This window comes from Sorangium sp. So ce363, assembly GCF_051520435.1.
GTDB lineage: Bacteria > Myxococcota_A > Polyangia > Polyangiales > Polyangiaceae > Sorangium > Sorangium cellulosum_B.
Window position 1 is genome coordinate 9,770,652 of the sequence record NZ_CP150333.1, and the last position, 18,830, is coordinate 9,789,481.

An 18,830-nucleotide genomic window follows, 5' to 3' on the forward strand; every position below is an offset into this window, starting at 1 on the left:
CGCGCCTGCCCGCTGCCTGTTGAACGTCACGAAATTTCGAGGAAACAGGGCACCTCTGCCGTTCGCCGCGCCGGCGCGGGGCGGACAATCGCCCTCCGGGGCGCCAGACTGCGGTAGGGAGGTTCCATGAGCGACACGGATCGGCTGGATCCCGGGAGCATGGCGCGCGCGTTCCGCGAGGCGCGGCGCCGCGGGATGGATGTGGAGCCGGCGGTCCTGTTCCACGACCTCGGGCGCATGCGGGCGCGCATCGGACGGATCGGCGCGGCGTTTCCGCCGGGCGCCCTCCACACAGTCGCGATCAAGGCGAACCCCCTCGTCGAGGTCCTGCGGGCGGCGGTCGACTGCGGCGCGGGGCTCGAGGCGGCCTCGCTCGAGGAGGTGAAGCTCGCGCTCGCCGCCGGCTGCCCGCCCGACCGCATCGTCTACGACTCTCCCGCGAAGTCCCGCGCCGACATCGCGGAGGCCCTCCACCTGGGCGTGCGGCTCAACGCCGACAACCTCGACGAGCTCGGACGCATCGACGAGCTCGTCGGCCACGGGGGGGCGGCCAGCCGCATCGGGCTGCGCATCAACCCGCAGGTCGGGGCCTCCAGCATCGCCCTGACCAGCGTCGCGGATCGGCGCTCCAAGTTCGGGGTCCCCCTCGAACAGGCGGACGCGGTGCGCGCTGCCTTTGCGCGGTACCCGTGGCTCGCAGGGCTGCACGTGCACGTCGGCTCGCAGGGGTGCGCGCTCTCGCAGCTCATCGACGGGATCGGCCGCGTCGAGGCGCTGCGCCAGGAGCTCCGGCGCGCGATGGGCCCGCTCGCCGCCGGGACCATGGATATCGGCGGCGGTCTGCCGGTCGCCTACCGGAGCACGGACCGCCCCCCGGCGCTCGAGGACTACGCGGCCGCGCTGCGGCGCGAGGTGCCGACGCTCTTCGAGGAGGGGACCACGCTGATCACCGAGTTCGGGCGCTGGATCCAGGCGGGCTGCGGCTTCGCGGTCTCGCGGGTGGAGTACGTGAAGAAGGACTCGGCCGGGCGCACCGCGATCCTTCACCTCGGAGCCGACTTCCTGCTGCGCCGCGCGTATCACCCGGACGACTGGCACCATGACTTCATGGCGCTCGATCCCGAGGCCGAACCCAAGGGGGGGCCGCTCTCGCCGTGTACCCTCGGCGGCCCGCTCTGTTTCGGCGGCGACGTGCTGGCCCGCGAGCTCGCGTTTCCGGAGCTGTCGCCCGGCGATCTCGTGCTCATCCGCGACACGGGGGCTTACACGCTGAGCATGTGGTCCCGCCACTGCAGCCGCGGCATCCCTGCTGTGCTCGGCGTCGACGCCGACGACCTCCGGGTCCTGCGCGAGCGCGAGCTGCCAGAGGACGTCGTCGCGTTCTGGAGCCGCGGCCGCGGCCGGCCATGAGCCCGCCGCGCGGCGTTCACATGGCCGTTTCCAGGGGAATCCAGCATGTGGCACCATGGAGCGGCGAGCGCTGCGACGTGGAGGAGCAGAGATGAGATCGAGCGGAGCTTCGTGGGTCCTCGGGCGATGCGCACGAACGTGGCGGGTCACGCTCCTCGGAGCCGCGCTGTGCGTGCCACCCGCCGCCAGCGCGGGCTGCGGCGATGACGAGGCGACGACCACCGCCTCGGTGTCCAGCGGCAGCGGCGGCGCGACGGGTACCAGCTCGGGCGGCGGCGCTGCCGGCTCGGGCGGCTCCGGTGCCGGCGGCTCAGGCGGCTCCGGCGCGGCTGGCTCCGGCGGCTCCGGCGCGGCTGGCTCCGGCGGCTCCGGTGCCGGCGGCTCAGGCGGCTCCGGTGCCGGCGGCTCGGGTGGCTCTGGCGCGGCTGGCTCCGATGGTTCCGGTGCCGGCGGCTCAGGCGGCTCCGGTGCCGGCGGCTCGGGTGGCTCTGGCGCGGCTGGCTCCGGTGGTTCCGGTGGCACCGGCGGCTCGGATGGCGCCGGCGGCGCTGGCGGCTCCGGCGGCGACACCGTGAGCGTGCAGATCATCGCCTTCAACGACTTCCACGGCAACCTGGAGCCCCCTACAGGCAGCAGCGGCAGGATCACCGTACCTGCCACACCCACCAACACCACCGTGGACGCCGGCGGCGTCACTTACCTGGCGTCCCGCGTCGCCGCGCTCCGCGCCACGAATCCGAACACCGTGGTGGTCTCGGCCGGCGATCTCATCGGCGCGAGCCCGCTGGTGTCGGCGCTCTTTCATGATGAGCCCACGATCGAGGCCATGAACCTCCTCGGCCTCGACATCAACGGCGTCGGCAACCACGAGTTCGACAAGGGCACAGCGGAGCTCCTCCGGATGCAGTACGGCGGGTGCAGCCCGGCCGACGGCTGCACGGACGGCACCTTCTTCCCGGGCGCGAACTTCAAGTTCCTCGCCGCCAACGTCGTCGTGGACACGACGAGCGGCAGGACGCTCTTCCCGCGTTATGACATCCGCGAGTTCGACGGCGTGAAGGTCGCTTTCATCGGCATGACGCTCGAGGACACGCCGTCCATCGTGACGCCGATCGGCGTCGCGGGGCTGTCGTTCATGGATGAGGTCGACACGGTGAACGACATCGTCCCGGAGCTCCAGGCGCAGGGCATCGAGGCGATCGTCGTGTTGCTCCACGAGGGAGGGCTCCCCACCGGCCTCTTCAACGAGTGCCCGGGCCTCTCTGGCCCCATCATCGACATCGCCACGAACATCGACCCCGCCGTGGACGTGATCGTCTCAGGGCACACCCATCAGGCGTACAACTGCATCCTCGGCGACAAGATCGTGACGAGCGCGGCGTCGTTCGGCCGTCTGGTGACGGACATCGATCTGGAGATCAGCAAGAGCACGGGCGACGTGACGGCGAAGACGGCGAACAACGTCATCGTGACGCGCGAAGCGCCCGACGCGGGCGTGAGCACCCTGGTGACGCGCTACAAGGATCTCGCGGCGCCGCTGGCCAGCGTGCAGGTCGGCACCATCACCGCGAATCTCGACCGCGCGGTCCCGGCCATGGGCGCCGGACTGTTCACGATGGGCGCGGTGATCGCCGACGCCCAGCTCGCCGCCACGCGCGACGCGAGGACCGGCGGGGCCGAGATCGCGTTCATGAACCCGGGCGGCATCCGCGCGGACCTCACCTACGCGGCCTCTGCCACCGAGGTCAGCGACGGGGTGGTCACGTTCGGTGAGGTGTTCACGGTGCAGCCCTTCGGCAACAGCCTGGTCGTGATGACCCTCACGGGGGCGCAGATCGACACGCTGCTGGAGCAGCAGTTCCGGCTGGACACGGGGGGCGTGCGGCAGAGCCTGATCCTGCAGATCTCGAACGGCTTCACGTACACCTACAGCCAGAGCGCGCCCATCGGCGCGAAGGTCGACATCGCCTCGATCCAGATCAACGGCGTCCCGATCGAGGCGGCGCGGACGTACCGGGTGACGGTGAACAGCTTCCTGGCGACGGGCGGCGACGGCTTCACCGTGCTCAACGACGGCACCGATCGGCTCGGCGGCGCGCTGGATCTGGACGCGCTGCGGGACTACTTCGCGGCGAACTCGCCCATCTCCCCGCCCGCGCTCGACCGGATCACGGTCGTGCCCTGATCGGGCTTCCTGGAGCTGCCGAGGTTGACGGCCGCGCTCGACTTCATGCGATAGAACGGCGGCTGGCTGAAGGACGCCGGCAGGGTCACGCCCTCCGGCCGAGGAGCTCTCTGAAGGGGCGCGAAAGCTCGCCCCCTAGCTGCGCGGCCTTCGTGACGTGCAACCCCTGGTCAGCAGGGCGCCACAAGCACTCTTCGGTGGAGAGCCCGTCGAGGTGAAAGCTGGTGAGCTGCCAGGCTATCTCGAACTGCCGGATCAAGTAGCCGCCGACTTCGCTGGCCATCGGCGAAGGAGCGGCGTCAGGGCCATCACGTCTCATGGCCCCGACCCTAGCATGCCTGCCGTCCCTCTTCCTGCCCGCGCACGGAGACGAACGCGTGATGCTACTTCAAGGAGGCGCGTGCGGGATCCCCGTGGCCTCGAGACGTTCTCATGAGCGAGGTCTCGCCGAACGAACATCCTCGACCGGCGAGGAGCGCCCGCCAGAGCGGCTCGAACGCGCCCGCCGGTCGGTCGACGCAGCTGTGGGAAGGGAGCGAGCCCGCTCTGCCTAGCCGGGATTCACCGCGATCTGCATCTGAGCGATCACGATGTCCCCTTCCATCACGGCCTTGGCACGAAGGCCGCTGTTGCCCGCTTCGTCGGCCTTGATGGCGCCTTGGTAGTAATTCGCCAGGTTGCCGGTGGTGCGCGCCTTGTACGGCTCGTACTTGGTATGAACGGAGTCGGTGAAGGCGGGATCGAAGTAGAATTGCGTCGTGAAGATGTGGTCTCCACCCTGGTACGTGGTGCGACCCTTCGACATCGATCCCTTCTTGAAGCAGACGAAGTGGATGTGAACGTCGCGGCCGTTGTACCAGCCGGGGAAGATGCTCCTGAACGAGACGACGCCGTTCGCGTCCGTGGTCTGCACGCCGCGACAGAAACGGTCCGTGTTGGTGAGATCGTTCTGACCCGGCCTGCCCGCGTAGGGCGCGTCGGGCTTCTGCTCGTTGGCAGCACCCCTCGTCCCGAAGCCGCTGTAGAACCCCTGCCCGTCCGTGTGCCAGATGTAGACGTCCACGTCGGGCAGGCCTACCCCCTTGCCATCGCAGTCGGGCGCGCTCAGGTCGACCACGCGCAGGTGGAGGTGCATCTCCACACCTTCTGGCGCGCTCTCATTGTAGCGACCACGAATGTCCTGTCGGACCAGGGAGATGTCGTCGTTCTTCTCGAGCTCGTGAATGAAGAAGGGGCCCTGACCGGCGCCGTCCGTCTTGTTGATCGCCCTGCACGTCGGCACGTTGTCGAACGGCGGCGCCTGGAGGCCGTCGCCGCCGCCACTGCCGCCGCTACCTCCCGCGCCCCCCGCGCCCGGCTCGGAGCCTCCCTCGCCTGAGCCGCCCGTGCCTGCCGTGGTGGAGGTGGCCGGTCCCGCGCCGCTCGAGCTTGACGTGGTGGTGGCGGGGTCGGGCCCCCCGCCTCCGGTACCCGAGGCCGTGGACCCGCTGCCCCCGGAGCTCGCAGAGCCTCCGCCGGCGCCGCTGGGATCATCGGACTCGCCGCCATCTCCGCACGACACGGTGACGGCAATCACCCCCAACCCCAGGAGCGCCTGCCGCCGGTCAACGACCTTGAACAACGGGCCCTGGGTCTCAGTATCTCGTTCCTTGCTCATAAGAAACTCTCCTCAGGTGGTCGATGACCTGTCCGTCCGGACAAGGCGCCGAAAAGGCGGCAGCATCTTCCCAAGAACGGCGGCATTAAAGCATGGCGGCGCGGAGCGTGGAAGACGGGACCCGAGCTGATCCTACATTCCCGCCCTCATGTAGTTATCCTCCGCTGTTTCACGCGCATCGACGCGGTTAAGGAACTTTCTGTCGCCTGAGAAGCCGGGAAGGCGGGCTCTACCGCAAGCGACGCCAGCACCTGACGTTTACAATGTGCTTGCAGCCTAGACAGAGCTCCGAGAACCCGGTTTCGATGGCCGTCGTCACGATCCGGGCGTACTGGATGACCGGCTCGCCTTCGTCAACCAAGCGGAGCACGATGCGTTCTCGGGGCTCGGTCCGTAGGAGCCGTCCCCCGTCACTCAAGGCTCGCCGACCCGCGATGGCCGCGTGTGGGATCTAGCGCTCGCGCACGATGGAAGACAGATGATCACGGGCGGCGAAGATGGCGCGGCCTCGTTGGGAGTCTGATTTGACCACCACCAGCTTTTGAGGGACCTTGACATCGCGCCAGGGCTCCTCCGAGGGCCCGCAGCGCAGCGCACGTTCAACGAGCACCTGAGGACCCCGCGATGGCCGACCGTGTCGACTTCTACTTCGATTACATCTCGGGCTACGCCTATTTCGCCTGGCTCAGCATCCAGGAGATCTGCGACCGCCACGGCGCGGAGCTCGACGTGCACCCGGTGCTCTTCGCCGGCCTGCTCGACCACTGGGGCCAGCTCGGGCCCGCCGAGATCCCGCCCAAGCGCGAGTGGGCCTACAAGGATGCCTTCCGCCATGCGCGGCTCCACGGCATCGAGCTCGCCTGTCCCAAGTACCACCCCTTCAACCCGCTGCTCGCCCTGCGGCTGTCGCTGCGCGAGGTCGCCGGCGCGGAGCAGCGCCGGGTCGTCTCAACCATCTTCCGGGCCGGCTGGGGGCAAGGCATCGATCTCGGCTCGCAGGACGAGCTCGCAGCCGCGCTCCATCGCGAGGGGCTCGACAGCCGCGCGCTCATCGAGCGGGCGTCGGCGCCGACCGCCAAGGAGGCGCTCCGGGAGAGCACCGCACGCGCGGTCGGCCGGGGCGTATTCGGCGTGCCGACGACCTTCCTGGGCGACGAGCTCTTCTGGGGGAGCGACCGTATGGAGTACATCGAGCTCGCCCTCGACGGCCGCGACCCGCTCGACCACGCCCGCGTCCGCGAGGCGCTCGAGCGCCCCCGCGGAGCCGACCGGCGAAAGGTGCGCTCCGAAGGCGATGGCTGAGCGCCGCCGGTTGCCGGGGGGCAGGCCCTGGAACGCCGCCCGGACCTAGTCGTTCATCGCACGACCGCGGTCGGGCCGCGGTGGCCACACCATCCGCTGCTCGGCCGCGAGCGCTGGCGAACGATAAATGGCGGGCGGCGCCGCGAACGACGCCTCCGACATGCCGCCGCCGGCCGCGGTCTTCTTCGGCCACCAGTCCATGCTGAGGTGGATGTGGTGGTGGTGATACGGCCACCCCTCGCCGTACGCCATCCGGTCCGAGAAGCTCGCGAGCTCGTCGTCGGTGATCTTCCGCCGATCCCGGGCCGGAAGGGCGTTCAGCTTGGCCGCGGTCCTCGACAGGAACGGCGCGATGACCTTGTCCACGCCGATGACGCGCGTGCGGGGCGAGCGGAACAGCCTGGCCATGAAGAACGCCTCCCGCTCGAGGTCGACGATGTGCTTCCGCTTCGCCGCCGAAGAGCAGTACCCGTCCTCGTGCTTCGACCCGTCTCCGCAGATGATCTCCCCATCGTTCGATCCGTCCGTCTGGAAATAGGCGATGTCGATGTTGCCACCCTGGTCGTGCGTCGACTCGGGGTGACGCGGGCTGTCGACGTCGTAGCCGGGCGTGACGCCGTTGATCTGGCAGACGTCGATCAGCGAGAGCGGCGTCGTGCCTGGGAACGCATGCAGCGTCTCCGCGAGGGCGTCCCGGACGAGCATGATGAGCTCGCGCCGAGCAAAGCGGTAATTGCTGAACGTCTCCCAGATGTAGCCGCCGCCGACCACCGAGTCGTCGGGGTCGGGGAACGGGAACGGCAAGAGCCCGCCGCCACGCTCGCCGAAGCCGGCGCACTCGTCGAACGAGAAGCCGGCGTCCACGCAGCTCGGGCCGTCGACATACGGAGTCGACGTCACGTCCAGGCCATAGACGTTCTGCGCGCCGTCGTGGCCGACGACCCGGACGAAGTACTCGGCGCCACCCCGCTCGGAGTAGAACCCGTAGAACTCGGTGTCCGTCTCCTGATCGCGGTACGCGTACGGGTACTGCGCGCCGTCGCGCGAGCCGAGCAGGCGGCCCACGCCGTCATAGACCACCAGATCGATGTCCCCGGCGGCCTGACGGAACCGGATGCCCACGCGGACGATGGTCCGCTCGGGCACCACGATCTTGAGCCAGTCCTCGTCCCCCTCGCAGAGGGTGAGGTCCTTCGTGACGCCCATGGGCGCTGTCACCGCTGCTCCCAGGTCGTCGTTGGGCTCGAGGGCGTCGCCCTCGGCGCCGCAGGCGGAGGGGCCCTTGCGGCACTCGCCGCCATCGCAGGAGCTGCCCTCCGGACACCAGCCGGACGGAACGTCGGGTGAGCACGCGACATCGTCCGATACGCAGAGCTCCCCGAGGCAGGTCGTGCCCTCCGGGCAGGTCGACGCGCCGTCGCAGCCGGCGAAGCAGGCCGACCTGCCCTCGCCGTCGACGGTGTGACACACGTAGCCAGGCCGGCAGTCGAGATCGCTGCCGCAGGTGTTCATGCACACCGGCGAGCCGCCCTCCGCCGCGGGGAAGCAGCCCGCGCCTGGCCCGCACTCGTCATCGCTCTCGCAGTCGAAGGCGAGGCAGTACCCCTCCACCCAGCCGTTCGGCGCCGAGGGATCCTCGTCACGATAGCAGGTCGCGCCGCGCAGCGAGCACGCCTCGTCGGCGTCGCAGGCCGCGCCGATCTCCCCGGCGCCGACCGTATCCTCCGCGCACGCCGCGCCGCAGGCCGCGTTGCACCCGTCGCCGCGCCGAGGAGAGCACAGGCCATGACGGCTCTGCACGCCATCGCAGGTCTCTGGATCATAGAGGGGATAACACACCCCCGAGTCGGTCAGGATGTCCGTGTTGAAGCAGCGAGAGCCGGGCGCGCAGCCCTGCTCGCTGTTCGGCGCCGTACACAGCCCCTCCGCGCGCTGCATGCAGATGCCGAGCATGCAGACGGCCGCCTCGCCGTCGCAGTCCGCATCGCAGCTGCAGCTCGCGCCGACGGGGAGGCGCTTCTGGCTCGCCCCGCCGCTCTGCATCTCGCTGTCGACCGTCAACTCCGAATCCCATGGGTCCACACCACACGCTTCCAGAGAACCCATGAGCGCCGGCACCACCACGAAGAGCCATCGCCAATGTAGATCCATGCCACCCTGCCTAGTGAGGAGTGCGAGACCGCACCTGTCGAGCGTTCTAGTCACAGGCGAGGGGTAACTGGTTATTGAAAAGAGCGTATGAGTCACGCGGGATACCCCGCGCGAAGATATTCCCAGCTTCGCAGCGGCGTTGTTGTCCCCGCGCGTGGGGGCGCCCACGCGACGAGCGGCTGGCGCGCGTCCGCCGCGGTGGACTCGCGGTCATCCGACGCACCGGCCGCGCCGCGCGGCGCCCGCGCGGATCGGCGATCGTCATCGCGTCGGCCCGGGGCGCCTACTCGTACTTCTGGCTGACGCGGAACGAGCCGAGCGAGCGTACGCCCGTCGCGTGCTGCTCGAGCAACGCGAGGGCTTCCTTGAACGCAGGCTCCTCCGTGCTGCCCTCGCACTCGACGAGGAAGAGGTACTCTTCAGGGCTGTCCGGCAGCGCGCGAGAGACGATACGCGTGAGGTTGATGTGGTGTCTCCCGAGCGCGGAGAGCGCCGCGACCAGGGCGCCCGGGCGGTGGTCCAGCCCGAACAGGAGCAGCGTCCGCCCCCCCGAGGCCGGCGGCTCCGCGGCCTTCCCGACGATGAAGAAGCGCGTGATGTTCTCGCCCTTCGCGCCGAGCTTCGGCACGAGGATCTCCAGCTTGTAGATGGCCGCCGCGCCCTTGTTGCCGATCGCGCAGGCCTCGCCGTCCTGCGCCGCGCGCTCGACCGCCTCGGCGGTGCTCTCGGCCTCGAGTATCTGCGCGTCAGGGTAGGTCTCGCGCAGCCAGTCGCCGCAGTGCTTGAGCGGGACGAAGTGCGAATAGATGCGCTTCGGCGCCACGCCCGCCCTGCCGAGGAGCGACAGCGTGACGTGCAGCGAGAGCTCCTCGCACACGACGAGCGCGGCGCCCGTGCCCTCGCGGCGGATCAGCTGATCGACGGTGTCGTAGATCGGTCCGCCCACCGCGTTCTCGATCGGCACGACGCCGTAGGTCGCCGCGCCGCCGGCCACGGCGTCGAACACCTCCGAGATGGTGCGCCGGGGCGTGAGCTCCGCGCTCGCGCCGAAGCGCCGGGACGCGACCTCGTGGCTGAACGTCCCGGGCCGCCCGAAGTAGGCGACCCGCTGGCGCGCCGCCGGGGCCCCTGCCGCGTCGCTCGCCGCGGGCGCCGCGTCGTCGCCGTGCGCCGTCCCTGGCTTCCCCGCGTCAGCCGACATGAGCGACGGGCGCCTCGCCAGCGCCCGCGCGGACGGTCGCGACACGCCCCCCGCAGGGCGCGCCGCTCCGCCGTGGGGCCGGCATCCTTCGATGGAAGCTGTGCATCGAGCGCCGCCTGTCTACCGGCGCGATGCGGCGGCGTCCAGCGAGGAAAGCGGCGGCGTCTCACGCGTCTCGCCTGTCTCGCCTGTCTCGCCTGTCTCGCCTGTCTCGCCTGCCCGCGCGAGGAGGCGCCCGCCGCCGCGGTGCACCGGGCAGCCGCCGAGCCGGCCCGTGCGTCGATCGCACCCCAGCAGCCGGGCGGGAGCACCATCGTGGCCGACGATGCCGGAAGGCCCCCTGGGGCGGTTCGGGTGAGGAACGATCGTTACATCCCGAGAACCATCGTCAAGCGGCGCTTTCCCGAGCGATTCGGCCTGCATGCGCGCAGTTGCGCATGCGGAGGGTGGCGCAGGAGACGACCACATGTCCATACATTCGACCACTTTTTCGATCGAATTTCGCCTGTGATGGCCCCGACCAGTTTTTGCAAGTTCCGTTTCTTGTGATAACGATCGTTACGCGATGTCGGGAACGGGGCGTGGAGGCCACGGTTCAGGGCCGCCGAACGACAGAGAAGGGGCCTACTGGCGGATCTTCAACAAGAAAACGATCGTGCTCGTGCGGCGATGGCTTCGCCTCCTGGGGGTTCCGCGCCGGGATCGCTGGGACATCGCCCAGAACGTGATGCTCGCGGCGCATGAGAGCTTCGGGAACTACGATCCGGAGCTCGGGCCGTCCGACCGCTGGCTGAACAAGATCGCTGTCCACGCCGCGTCCCACTACGGGCTGCGCGAGCGGCGCCGGAGGGAGGAGCCGTTGCCTGACGACTTCGACGCAGAGCTCGACGAGCCCTCGGCCGAGGAGCAGATCATCTCGGCGTGCGATCGCCTGTTCGCGCGCGCGGTCCTGCGCGAGCTCGACGCCGAGTTCGGCGCGATCCTCATGGCCCACGACATCGAGGGCGTCCCCATGGCGGACTTCGCGAGCCGGGCGGGAGTCCCCCTCTCGACGGCGTACAAGCGGCGGAGCCGGGCGCTCGCCGCGTTTCAGCAGCTGGCCACGCGGCGCCTCGCGTCGATGCCCGGCGCAGAGGCGCGGGGCGGCGGCCGGCCGGAGTCCGGCGCTGGGCCACCTCGCGTCGCGGGCTGCTCCGCGCGGACGTGACGGCTCAGGGGCTCATCGCCCGCGCCGGCTCGATGACGAGGGAGCGGAGCCGCGCGACCCGCGCTCCTCGGACCGAGGCCGCGAGCGGAGCCGCGCGCGCTCCGGATCCTCGTTGATGAGCGCGAGGATGGCCTGCTTCTTCGGCGAGTCGTCGGGCTCGATCAACAGGAAGAGGAGCGCCTCCTGGAGAGCCTCGGGCGCGCGATCGAAGCGATCGGCGACGACCGCGGAGACCGGGCTCCTCCCGTCGCCGGGCAGGAGGAGCCGAGCATCGCAGTTGAGCCCCTGTGCGATGAGCGCCAGCGCGCCGAGCCCGAGATCGCGCTCGCCGCGCTCGACCTGCCGCAGGTAGGTCGCCGAGAGGCGCGCTTTCTCGGCGAACTCGGCGTAAGTGAGCCCGTGCAGCTGCCGGAGCACGCGAATGGCTCGACCGACCTCCTTGGGAAGCGCATCGCTCATGGCCGGCGCAGCCTATCAACTCCCGCCGCGGCCGGAAAAGGACGATCGCACGCTTCTCCCTGCATTCGCGCGGGGGCGCACGTCGATGTCCGTTACTTACTATAACTGATTCAGCTCCTCCAAGAGCGCCCGGGAGTGCGAGTTCTCGCGCCTCTCGATCGCTATGCCGGTGAGGAGGGGCGCTTGGCCGCAGCTCGGATCGACGCGGGGTCAGCGTCGGTTGCGTCGGTTGCGTCGGTTGCAGCCGCGGGGCGCTTCTGTCATTCCTGGCGAGTCCGCTGGCGGGATGTGCGCTGGTTCGAGCGCGTGTCTCGGCGCCTTCGGGGGACGGCAAGGGGTTCGATGATCCGTCTGGAGCTTTCAGGAGAGCACACCCGGCTGCACTCGACGCTGTGCGCCCAGTGCCCGCAGGGCCCCGCGGGGTGCTGCGTCAGCCCGCCCGAGCTCGACTGGACGGACATCGGGCGCATCGTCTCCCTCGACGGCCGTGGCTGGCTGCTCGAGCAGATCGCCGCAGGCAACCTGCTCCCCGTGAGCCGCGGACTCGAGCTCCGGCGCGTGCGGAAGCGGGAGGAGCGCACGGCCCCGCGGCAATCGAAGTGCGTCTATCACGGCGCGCGCGGCTGCTCCGTCCCCGCCGAGCGGCGGGCCGCGACATGCAATTACTTTCTCTGCGAGGACGCCTTCGCCGAGCGCACGGACGGCCAGACGGATCCTGCGTCCGCCGAGAGCCGCCGGGCGCACGCGCTCCTCCGTGACGTCTACGGCCGCTGGGACCGTGAGCTCGCCGAGGCGGTCGCGTCCCGCCCGGAAGGGCCGACGTGGGACGCGGCGTTCCTCGACTGGCTGGGCGCGGAGTTCGAGCGGCTCTCGCGCGCGTCGCGCGACGAGCTCGGCGAGCTCACCGCGCCTGGCCTCACCGCGCGTGGATCTGGATAGAGAGCGTCGCTGGCGCGGCGAGCGCGCCCGTCTCCCAGGGATCACCCGTCACAGCATGGCGACCGGATCCACGTCGATGATCACCCGGGCGTTCCGGTCAAGGCCATCCCTTATCAGCCCGGCCAGCGCCGCGAGCGCCCCCCGGAGCGGACCGCGATCGCGCGCCCGGAGGAGCACCCGGAACCGGTAGCGCCCGCGCAGCCGCGCGATCGGCGCCGCCGACGGGCCGAGCACCTCGACGCGCCGGGAGACCCCCTCGGGGCAGGTGCGGGCGTGGGCCGCGAGCTTCGCCGCGGCGCCGCGCCCCACGCTCTCATCGACCGCGTCGATCCGGAGCAGCGCGAGGCGCGTGGCGGGCGGATAACCCACCTCCTCGCGGTCGCGGATCTCCCGCTCGAGAAAGCCAGGCACGTCGTGCGCCGCGGCGAACGCGATGGCCGGGTGCTCGGGGTTGCGCGTCTGGATGAGCACACGGCCGGGGCGGTCGCGCCGCCCCGCGCGCCCGGCCACCTGCACGAGCAGCTGGAAGCCGCGCTCGGCCGCGCGGAAGTCGGGCAGCCCGAGCGCGGCGTCGGCGTTCACCACGCCGACCAGCGTCACGTTGGGCAGGTCATGGCCCTTCGTGACCATCTGCGTGCCGACCAGGATGTCGATCTTGCCCTCGCGCATCCTCGCGAGGATCGCCTGCGAGCGATCCTTGCCGGCGACGTCGCGATCGAGGCGCGCCACGCGCGCCTCCGGGAACGAGCCAGCGATCGTGGCCTCGAGCCGCTCGGTGCCGAGCCCCTCGAGCAGCAGGTTCCGCGCGCCGCACGCGCCGCAGCGGTCCGGCAGCGGCCCCGCATAGTCGCAGTAGTGGCAGCGCAGCCGCCCCCCCTCCGGCCGCTCGTCGAGCGGCGCCGCGGGCGCGGGCGCGCCGCCCGGCGAAGGCGGGCGCGCGTCGCGGCGCCGCCCGCGGTGGTACGTCAGCGCGACCGAGCAGGCGTCGCACGTGGTCAGCGTCCCGCACGAGCCGCAGACGACGCTCGGCGCGAAGCCGCGGCGGTTCAGGAAGAGGATCGCCTGCTCCTTCGCCGCGAGCGTCTTCTCGAGCGCGCGGTGCAGCGGCAAGGAGATCAGCGGATCGCCCGAGGGGCCGGCGCGGAAGCGGCGGAGATCGACGAGGGAGACCTCGGGGAGGCTGGCCTCGCGGTGCGCGCGGTCCGGCAGGCGCAGCTCGGCGAGCTTGCCGCGGCGCACCAGCGCGACGGACTCGATGGAAGGGGTCGCGGAGCCGAGCACGCACACCGCCCCCGCGCGGTGGGCGCGGAGCAGCGCCATGTCGCGCGCGTGGTAACGCACGCCCTCCTCCTGCTTGAACGAGCCGTCGTGCTCCTCATCGACGAGGATGAGGCCGAGGTCCGGCACCGGCGCGAACAGCGCGGAGCGCGCCCCGATGGCGACGCGCACCTTGCCGACGTGGAGGCTCGCCCACATCGCGTGGCGATCGGCGTCGCTCAGCCCGCTGTGCAGCACGGCGAGCTCGTCGCCGAAGCGGGCGCGGAAGCGCGCGACGAGCTGCGGGGTGAGGGCGATCTCCGGCACCATGACGAGCGCGCCGCGGCCCCGGTCGAGGCAGCTCTTGATGGCGCGCAGGTACACCTCGGTCTTGCCGGAGCCTGTCACGCCGAAGAGGAGGAACGCGCTCGGCCGCGGCTCCTGTCCGGCGGGCCGCGGCTCCTGCCCGGCGGGCCGCGGCTCCTGCCCGGCGGGCCGCGGCTCCTGCTGGGCGATCGCAGGGTGCTCCCCTCCCCCGGACGGCGCGAGCGCCGCGAGCGCCGCGTCGATGCGCGCCGCGGCCTCGGCCTGCGCCGCGTTGAGCTCGGGGGGCACGTCGCGCTCCTCGGCGCGGCGGAAGAACGGGTCGCGCGGCGGCTCGCGCTCGTCCAGGGCGACGAGGTTGCGCTCGGCGAGCTTCTTCAGGGCGCTGCGCGCGTTGCCGAAGCGCTCCTCGATCCGCGCGACCGGCTGCTCGCCGTTCGCCCGGAGCAGCGCGAGCACCGCCGCGGCCTGCCCGCGGAGCGTGCCGGGCTCCTCGACGACGTCGGTCGCGCTCGCGTACGCGACCTTGCGGCCGCCGACCTGCTTGGAGCGGCCGAGGTCGAGGACGCCGTCGAGCTCCCCCTGGGCCTTGAGCGCGCGCACCTGCTCGCGCTCGATCGCCGGCAGCGCGAGGCGGAGCACCTCGCCGATCGGCGCGAAGTAGTAGGCGGCGAGCTCCTGCAGGAAGGCGAGCAGCTCCGCTGGCAGCGCCGGACGCGCGTCGACGAGCGCCGCGAGCGGCTTGATCTTGGACGGATCGATGGCCGCGCTGCGCTCGCTGACGGCGAGCACCACGCCGAGCAGCTTGCGCCGATGGAACTCGCAGAGGACGCGCGCCCCCGGTCGGACCTCGCCGGCGAGCGCGGCAGGGACCTCGTAGGTGAAGGCCTGCGAGAGCGGGACGGGCACCGCGACATCGGCGAGGAGGGGCATCGCTCCGGAGGGCCGCGCGTGGCGCGGCACGGGCGAGATACCAGAGAACGCCGCCCAGGACGAGGAACGCAGGGCGTGCGCGCGGGCGCCGCGCCGGGCCCGCAAAGGAAAGACTCCAAAAAAAAGCGCCGCCGGGGCCTCGGGGGGGGGGGGAAGGCCGCGCCGGCAGCGCTGGCCGGACATAGAGCACCGTCCATGCCATCCGCGGGATTCGCGATTCGAACGTATTTCACTTCAGATGGGGCGCTCGCTGATTTCGAACCTGAAATTTCGGCAAAACATCATTGCAGAAGCGAACTGCGCGGCCTGCTCGAGCGTCACAGAGGCACGCGCCGCGGGAGGGGGATGGGAACACCCGACCCGCTCCCGCGGGGTCCGCCGATTGCTCGGGATCCGGTCAGGGGTTCACCACTGGACGGTCGGCGGGACTGGCGCCATGCGCTGGAAATCCGCGCAGCCACGCGCCTCGGAGGAGGGGGAACATGATCGGAACCGCAGTCTTGGGGGGAATCGAGGAGCAGGACTGGATCGACCGGATCGCCGACCCGCTTCAGCGCGGCATCCAATCCGTCCTGAGGCGAACGCCCACGGTCGCCAAGGTGCTGCATGGCAAGTTCCTCGGGCACCCCTTGCACCCGGTGCTGGTGACCATCCCCATCGGCGCCTGGTCCTGCGCGCTGGTGCTCGATCTCGCCGGCATCGGCCGCAGGCGGCGTCGTCTCCATCGGGGAGCGGACGCGACCGCGGCCATCGGCCTCGGCGGGGCGCTCGTGGCCACCTTCGCCGGGCTCGCCGACTGGAGCACCACCCTCGGCCCCGCGAAGCGGATCGGCTTCGTCCACGGCGCCGTGAACCTCGCGATCGCCGGCCTGTACGGCGCCTCGCTCGCCTCCCGGGCGATCGGGCTGCGGCCGCTCGGGATCGCGCTGTCGACCGCGGGGTTCGGCCTCGCGGGGGCAAGCGGCTGGCTCGGCGGAGAGCTCATCTACCGCTACGGCGTCGGCATCGGCAACGACGCGTGCGAGCGGAGGCCGGAGATGCAGGTGCCCGTGCCCGAAGCGCCGATCGCCGACGCGGGCTGACGGCGACCGGCGCCGGCGCGCCGGACGGGAGCGAGATACGACGTTCTCCTCGACCGAGCGGGCGCTAGCGCGCCGCGAGATAGCAGCCCGCGATGACGAGCGCGGCGAGGGCGAACAGCAGCGCGCAGTGCACGAGCCATGGCACGAGCCGGCGCTGCTGCGGGCAAGCGAGCGGAGGCTGCGCCCTGGCCCAGGGCGGCGGCTCGGCCAGGGCCAGCGCGGCGGGCTCTGCGACCTGCGCGCCGGCCGCCCTCGCGGGCAGCGCGGCGGCCGCCATCGCCTGCGGCGCTGCCATCGCCATCGCCGGCGGCGCTGCCATCGCCATCGCGCCCTGCGCGCCGATGTCCATCGCGCTCGGCGTGACGGCCTCCCTCGCGCTCGGCGCGATGGCCGCGGCCGCGATCGGCTCGATCACCGCAGGCGGACCGAGCTCCAGCGCGCGCACCGCGCGCTCGCGCGCCCGGCGGGGCGCGACCAGCTCCGCACCGAAGTTGTCGCGCAGCCACGCCCCGAAGCGCAGCGGGCTCGCCGTCAGCTCGGCCGCCGCCGCGTAGGCGGCGATGTCCTGGAGCATCGCCGCCGCGCTCGGGTAGCGCTCGTCGGGCGCGACCGCGAGCGCCCGCGCCACGATCGCGTGGAGCGCCGCCTCGTCGGGGAGCCCGCGCTCCACGAGCGGCGGGATCGACGCGCGCCGCGCGAGCTCGAGCAGATCGCCCCGCGCCGCTTCCTTGGAGAGCGCGGCGCCGGGGCTCGCGCTGTACATCCGCCGGCCGGCGAGCAGCTCCCAGAGCAGGATGCCCGCCGCGAAGACGTCGGATCGCGCGTCGAGCGCCTCGCCCCGGGCCTGCTCGGGGCTCATGTAGCCGGCCTTGCCCTGCAGCGCCTCGTCCATGGCTCCGCAGCGCTCGTGCGCGCGGGCGATGCCGAAGTCGCAGAGCTTGATCTCGCCCTCGAAGCTCAGGAGCACGTTCGACGGCGAGACGTCGCGGTGCACGACGCCCTTCCGGTGGGCGTACGCGAGCGCCTGGAGCGCCTCGGCGATGATCAGCAGCGAGAACGCGACCGGGAACTTCACCTTCTGGCGCGCGCAGCGGCGGAGCAGCTCGCGCAGGTCGAGGCCCTCGACGTACTCCATCGCGATGAAGAGCGAGCCGTCCTCGCGGCAGAGGTCCTCGACCTGCACGATGGACGCGTGGCGCAGCCCCGCCGCGAGCCTGGCCTCGCTCGCGAGCATCTCGACGAAGCGCGGGTCGTGCGCGAACCTCGGGGCGACCTCCTTGATGGCGACGAGGCGCGCGGCGCCGAGGTCCGTGCGCACCCGGGCCAGGTAGAGATCGGCCATCCCTCCCTGGCCGATGTGATCGAACAGCGTGTAGCGGCCGATCTGGCACGGCAGCAGCCGCCCCCCGCGGGGCGCCGCGCGGCGGCGGGGTGTCTCCTCGCGCGCGGCGCCGAGGGGGAGAGCGGGCAGGCCGGAAGGCGGGTACGGGAGCGTGCCTCCGCGACGCACATCGAGGCGATCGATCTGCACGAGCCGTCGTCGCAGACTTCGCCCGGGCGGGCCAACTAAGTGGACGCGGCGCTGTTCAGGCCCTGGGGCGCGCAGCTCAGGCGCGGCGCAGTCCACGTCAGTTCACGTCAGTTCACGTCAGTTCACGTCAGTTCACGTCAGTTCACGTGCAGCGCGCGCGGCGGCGGGCTACATCCGGCGCATGGCGTTCAGCACAGGCTGGGGACCGGCCTTTGCCGGGTCGTTCATCCGCATCGTCGACGACCGGGGGCGCAAGCACGAGTGGCGCTCCCCTCCGCGGCGCATCGTCTCGCTCGTGCCGAGCGACACCTACTCGCTCCTCCGGCTCGGCGCCCGGGATCGGCTCGTCGGCCGCACCCGCTACTGCGTCGCGCCCGCCGAGGACGTCGAGGGCATCGAGCTCGTCGGCGGCACGAAGGACGCCGACGTCGACCGCATCGCCGCGCTCGACCCCGACGTCGTCGTCGCGAACCAGGAGGAGAACAGCAAGCGCGACATCGAGCGCCTCGACGCCGCGGGGCTCCGGGTGCTCGTCTCGTTCCCGAAGCGGGTCGCCGACGGCGTGGCGCACCTCGCCCGGCTGGCGCGCCTGCTCGGGCACGCCGCGGCGAAGCCCGGCGCGCCCGCCACCCCGGCCGACGGCGCCCCGGGCCAGCCGCCGGCGGCCGCGGCGCGCGAGCTGGTCGCGGCCGCCTACCGCGCCCACGCCGCGGCCGAGGCGCGGCGCCGCGAGCGCCCGCCGATCCGCGCCTTCGTCCCCATCTGGATGGACCCGCTGATGACCGTCCACGGCGACACGTTCCTCTCCGACGTGCTCGATCTCGTGGGCGCGCAGAACGTCTTCGAGGATCGGCCCCGGCGCTACCCGCTCGCGGCCGACCTGGGCAAGGCGCCGCCGCTGCCCCCCGAGCGCGTCCAGGGCCGCGACCTCCGCTACCCCCGCGTGACCCTCGACGAGGTGATCGCCCGCGCCCCGGAGCTCGTCCTGCTGCCCGATGAGCCGCACGCCTTCACCGACGCCGACGCGGCAATATTTCGCTCCCTCGACATCCCCGCTGCCCGCCGTGGCCACGTGATCAGGTGCGACGGCAAGGACCTCATGTGGTACGGCGCGCGGGCGCTCGAGGGGCTCAGTCGGCTGCGCGAGATCGTCGACGCCGCCCGTCCCTGATGCACGCGCGAGCGTCGGGTC

Annotated in this window: 14 protein-coding genes; 7 read left to right on the forward strand and 7 right to left on the reverse strand. The window is 71.7% G+C overall.

Annotated features, from left to right (window positions below; genetic code table 11):
• Window positions 1-126 precede the first annotated feature (126 nt).
• On the forward strand, window positions 127-1,410 hold the full coding sequence (locus WMF12_RS36675; protein ID WP_437852709.1) for a diaminopimelate decarboxylase: 1,284 nt from the start codon (window positions 127-129) through the stop codon (window positions 1,408-1,410).
• A gap of 91 nt (window positions 1,411-1,501) precedes the next feature.
• Window positions 1,502-3,595, forward strand: coding sequence for a bifunctional metallophosphatase/5'-nucleotidase (locus WMF12_RS36680; protein WP_437852711.1), 2,094 nt, complete (start codon window positions 1,502-1,504; stop codon window positions 3,593-3,595).
• An 85-nt stretch (window positions 3,596-3,680) separates the two neighbouring features.
• On the opposite strand, the gene WMF12_RS36685 is transcribed toward WMF12_RS36680, so the two are convergent.
• Both WMF12_RS36685 and WMF12_RS36690 read right to left on the reverse strand, forming a co-directional pair.
• Window positions 3,681-3,878: a hypothetical protein gene (locus WMF12_RS36685; protein WP_437852713.1), complete on the reverse strand. Its 198-nt coding sequence runs from the start codon at window positions 3,876-3,878 to the stop codon at window positions 3,681-3,683.
• 267 nt (window positions 3,879-4,145) lie between these two features.
• Window positions 4,146-5,252: a hypothetical protein gene (locus WMF12_RS36690; RefSeq protein ID WP_437852715.1), complete on the reverse strand. Its 1,107-nt coding sequence runs from the start codon at window positions 5,250-5,252 to the stop codon at window positions 4,146-4,148.
• A 624-nt stretch (window positions 5,253-5,876) separates the two neighbouring features.
• Between WMF12_RS36690 and WMF12_RS36695 the strand changes: the two genes are divergently transcribed.
• On the forward strand, window positions 5,877-6,554 hold the full coding sequence (locus tag WMF12_RS36695) for a 2-hydroxychromene-2-carboxylate isomerase (protein WP_437852716.1): 678 nt from the start codon (window positions 5,877-5,879) through the stop codon (window positions 6,552-6,554).
• 45 nt (window positions 6,555-6,599) lie between these two features.
• On the opposite strand, the gene WMF12_RS36700 is transcribed toward WMF12_RS36695, so the two are convergent.
• Together WMF12_RS36700 and WMF12_RS36705 are read right to left on the reverse strand one after the other, a co-directional pair.
• Window positions 6,600-8,705: a hypothetical protein gene (locus WMF12_RS36700; protein WP_437852718.1), complete on the reverse strand. Its 2,106-nt coding sequence runs from the start codon at window positions 8,703-8,705 to the stop codon at window positions 6,600-6,602.
• Between the two features lie 283 nt (window positions 8,706-8,988).
• Entirely contained in the window at window positions 8,989-9,906 is a 918-nt protein-coding gene (locus WMF12_RS36705) for a prephenate dehydratase (protein ID WP_437852720.1), read from the reverse strand.
• A gap of 565 nt (window positions 9,907-10,471) precedes the next feature.
• Between WMF12_RS36705 and WMF12_RS36710 the strand changes: the two genes are divergently transcribed.
• The gene (locus tag WMF12_RS36710) at window positions 10,472-11,113 is read left to right on the forward strand and encodes an RNA polymerase sigma factor (protein WP_437852722.1); all 642 of its coding nucleotides are present in this window, start codon (window positions 10,472-10,474) and stop codon (window positions 11,111-11,113) included.
• A gap of 12 nt (window positions 11,114-11,125) precedes the next feature.
• On the opposite strand, the gene WMF12_RS36715 is transcribed toward WMF12_RS36710, so the two are convergent.
• Window positions 11,126-11,572, reverse strand: coding sequence for a helix-turn-helix domain-containing protein (locus WMF12_RS36715; RefSeq protein ID WP_437741372.1), 447 nt, complete (start codon window positions 11,570-11,572; stop codon window positions 11,126-11,128).
• 342 nt (window positions 11,573-11,914) lie between these two features.
• Between WMF12_RS36715 and WMF12_RS36720 the strand changes: the two genes are divergently transcribed.
• Window positions 11,915-12,511, forward strand: coding sequence for a hypothetical protein (locus WMF12_RS36720; RefSeq protein ID WP_437852724.1), 597 nt, complete (start codon window positions 11,915-11,917; stop codon window positions 12,509-12,511).
• A 48-nt stretch (window positions 12,512-12,559) separates the two neighbouring features.
• Here WMF12_RS36720 and priA read toward each other — a convergent pair whose 3' ends face one another.
• Window positions 12,560-15,025 carry a replication restart helicase PriA gene (priA, locus tag WMF12_RS36725; protein WP_437852726.1) on the reverse strand — a complete coding sequence of 822 codons (2,466 nt, stop codon included), beginning with the start codon at window positions 15,023-15,025 and terminating at the stop codon, window positions 12,560-12,562.
• A 482-nt stretch (window positions 15,026-15,507) separates the two neighbouring features.
• Here priA and WMF12_RS36730 point away from each other — a divergent pair, with 482 nt between their 5' ends.
• On the forward strand, window positions 15,508-16,107 hold the full coding sequence (locus WMF12_RS36730; protein ID WP_437852728.1) for a DUF2231 domain-containing protein: 600 nt from the start codon (window positions 15,508-15,510) through the stop codon (window positions 16,105-16,107).
• Window positions 16,108-16,171: 64 nt separating this feature from the next.
• On the opposite strand, the gene WMF12_RS36735 is transcribed toward WMF12_RS36730, so the two are convergent.
• Window positions 16,172-17,638, reverse strand: coding sequence for a serine/threonine-protein kinase (locus WMF12_RS36735; RefSeq protein ID WP_437852730.1), 1,467 nt, complete (start codon window positions 17,636-17,638; stop codon window positions 16,172-16,174).
• Window positions 17,639-17,819: 181 nt separating this feature from the next.
• Here WMF12_RS36735 and WMF12_RS36740 point away from each other — a divergent pair, with 181 nt between their 5' ends.
• On the forward strand, window positions 17,820-18,809 hold the full coding sequence (locus WMF12_RS36740) for a helical backbone metal receptor (RefSeq protein WP_437852732.1): 990 nt from the start codon (window positions 17,820-17,822) through the stop codon (window positions 18,807-18,809).
• Window positions 18,810-18,830 lie beyond the last annotated feature (21 nt).

Bases quoted from the DNA above. Each gene is read 5' to 3' on its own strand.
- WMF12_RS36675 (WP_437852709.1), top strand. From the start codon at position 127: ATGAGCGACACGGATCGGCTGGATCCCGGGAGCATGGCGCGCGCGTTC.
- WMF12_RS36680 (WP_437852711.1), top strand. From the start codon at position 1,502: ATGAGATCGAGCGGAGCTTCGTGGGTCCTCGGGCGATGCGCACGAACG.
- WMF12_RS36685 (WP_437852713.1), bottom strand. From the start codon at position 3,878: ATGGCCAGCGAAGTCGGCGGCTACTTGATCCGGCAGTTCGAGATAGCC.
- WMF12_RS36690 (WP_437852715.1), bottom strand. From the start codon at position 5,252: ATGAGCAAGGAACGAGATACTGAGACCCAGGGCCCGTTGTTCAAGGTC.
- WMF12_RS36695 (WP_437852716.1), top strand. From the start codon at position 5,877: ATGGCCGACCGTGTCGACTTCTACTTCGATTACATCTCGGGCTACGCC.
- WMF12_RS36700 (WP_437852718.1), bottom strand. From the start codon at position 8,705: ATGGATCTACATTGGCGATGGCTCTTCGTGGTGGTGCCGGCGCTCATG.
- WMF12_RS36705 (WP_437852720.1), bottom strand. From the start codon at position 9,906: ATGTCGGCTGACGCGGGGAAGCCAGGGACGGCGCACGGCGACGACGCG.
- WMF12_RS36710 (WP_437852722.1), top strand. From the start codon at position 10,472: ATGTCGGGAACGGGGCGTGGAGGCCACGGTTCAGGGCCGCCGAACGAC.
- WMF12_RS36715 (WP_437741372.1), bottom strand. From the start codon at position 11,572: ATGAGCGATGCGCTTCCCAAGGAGGTCGGTCGAGCCATTCGCGTGCTC.
- WMF12_RS36720 (WP_437852724.1), top strand. From the start codon at position 11,915: ATGATCCGTCTGGAGCTTTCAGGAGAGCACACCCGGCTGCACTCGACG.
- priA (WP_437852726.1), bottom strand. From the start codon at position 15,025: ATGCCCCTCCTCGCCGATGTCGCGGTGCCCGTCCCGCTCTCGCAGGCC.
- WMF12_RS36730 (WP_437852728.1), top strand. From the start codon at position 15,508: ATGATCGGAACCGCAGTCTTGGGGGGAATCGAGGAGCAGGACTGGATC.
- WMF12_RS36740 (WP_437852732.1), top strand. From the start codon at position 17,820: ATGGCGTTCAGCACAGGCTGGGGACCGGCCTTTGCCGGGTCGTTCATC.